The 1,498-nt window shown below is 68.7% G+C and carries 1 protein-coding gene; it reads left to right on the top strand.

Translation table 11 applies throughout. The annotated features are described in order from the left end of the window. A partial coding sequence (gene istA, locus OOZ63_RS28835; protein WP_266009319.1) for an IS21 family transposase occupies window positions 1-1,354 on the top strand: 1,354 nt, incomplete at its 5' end. Window positions 1,355-1,498 lie beyond the last annotated feature (144 nt).

The raw sequence follows: 1,498 nt of genomic DNA, 5'->3' as shown, positions 1-1,498 counted from the left end.
CCGGTTGTACCCGCCACCACGCCCACGCAGCAGCACCCGGCGCGAGCCCGACTACGCGGTGCTGCATCAAGAGCTCAAGCGCCCCGGCGTCACGCTGCAACTGCTGTGGGAGGAGTACAGCGCGGGCACCGGGGATGCGGCCTACCGTTACAGCGCTTTCTGCGAGAAGTACCGCGCCTGGGCCAAGAGCCTGAAGCGCTCGATGCGCCAGGTCCACCCCGGCGGCGAGCGGCTGTTCGTCGACTACGCCGGCCAGACCGTGCCGGTGGTGGATGCCGCCACCGGCGAGATTCGCCGAGCCCAGGTGTTTGTGGCCGTCCTGGGTGCATCGAACTACACCTACGCCTGCGCCACGTGGCAACAGACAGCCGCCGACTGGGTGGGCGCCATCATCGCCACGCTGACGTTCATCGGCGGTGTGCCCAAGTTACTGGTGCCCGATCAGCCGCGCGCGCTCATCGCTAACCCCGATGCCTACGAGCCCGTCACCGCGCGGCTGATGCAGGAGCTGGGCGAGCACTACGGCGTGGCGGTGCTGCCGGCACGCCCAGGCCGGCCTCAGGACAAGGCCAAGGTCGAGGTGGGTGTGCAGGTGGTCGAGCGCTGGATCCTGGCTCGGATACGCCATCGGCGCTTCTTCAGCCTGGTGGAGCTCAACCGCGCCATCGCCCAGCTGTTGGTCGACTTGAACCAGCGTCCGTTCAAGAAGCTGCCTGGCTGCAGGGCGGTGGCCTTCACGGCGCTGGACGCACCGGCCTTGAAGCCGCTGCCAGCAACGCCGATGGTGCTCTCGCAGTTCAAACCGGCGCGGGTCAACATCGACTATCACGTGGCCTACGAGGGCCACTACTACTCGGTGCCGCACCAACACGTCGGCGCTGCCGTGGAACTGCGCATCACGGCCGGGACGCTGGAGGTCTTGCTGCGGCGCCAGCGCATCGCAGCACATGCCCTCAGCCCCCAGGTGGGCGGCTTCACCACCGTGGCCGAGCACATGCCGGCGTCGCACCGAGCGCACCGGCTGTGGACACCGGCCAAGCTCATCGGCTGGGGTGAGCGCATCGGTGCCGCCACGGCTGGCGTGGTGCGTTGGCAGATGGAGCACCGCACGCACCCCGAGCAGGGCTACCGCGCTTGCCTGGGCCTGATGCGGCTGGCGCGTGAGTACGGCGACGAGCGGCTTGAGGCCGCCTGCGCCAGGGCCCAGTCCATCCGCGCGCCGCACTATCGCAGCGTCAAGTCGATCCTGGCCAGTGCACTGGACCGGCGAGACAGCAGCTTGCTGGGCGGCGACACGGCGGCCATGCCCGCCCATGACAACGTGCGCGGCCCTGGCTACTACGGACACCACTGAGGCGCTGCCGCAAGCCCCTTGGCCGAACTCTCCAACATCACGAACACACCATGCTTCAACAACACACCCTGGACCAACTGCGCGGCCTGCGCCTGGACGGCATGATTGCCGCGCTCAACGACACCGGCATGCAGGCCAGCGCCG

Origin of the sequence: Paucibacter sp. PLA-PC-4, from assembly GCF_026241155.1 — a bacterium.
GTDB lineage: Bacteria > Pseudomonadota > Gammaproteobacteria > Burkholderiales > Burkholderiaceae_C > Roseateles_E.
The sequence above is the reverse complement of the archived record's forward strand: the minus strand, read 5'-3'. Positions and strand labels throughout refer to the sequence as shown.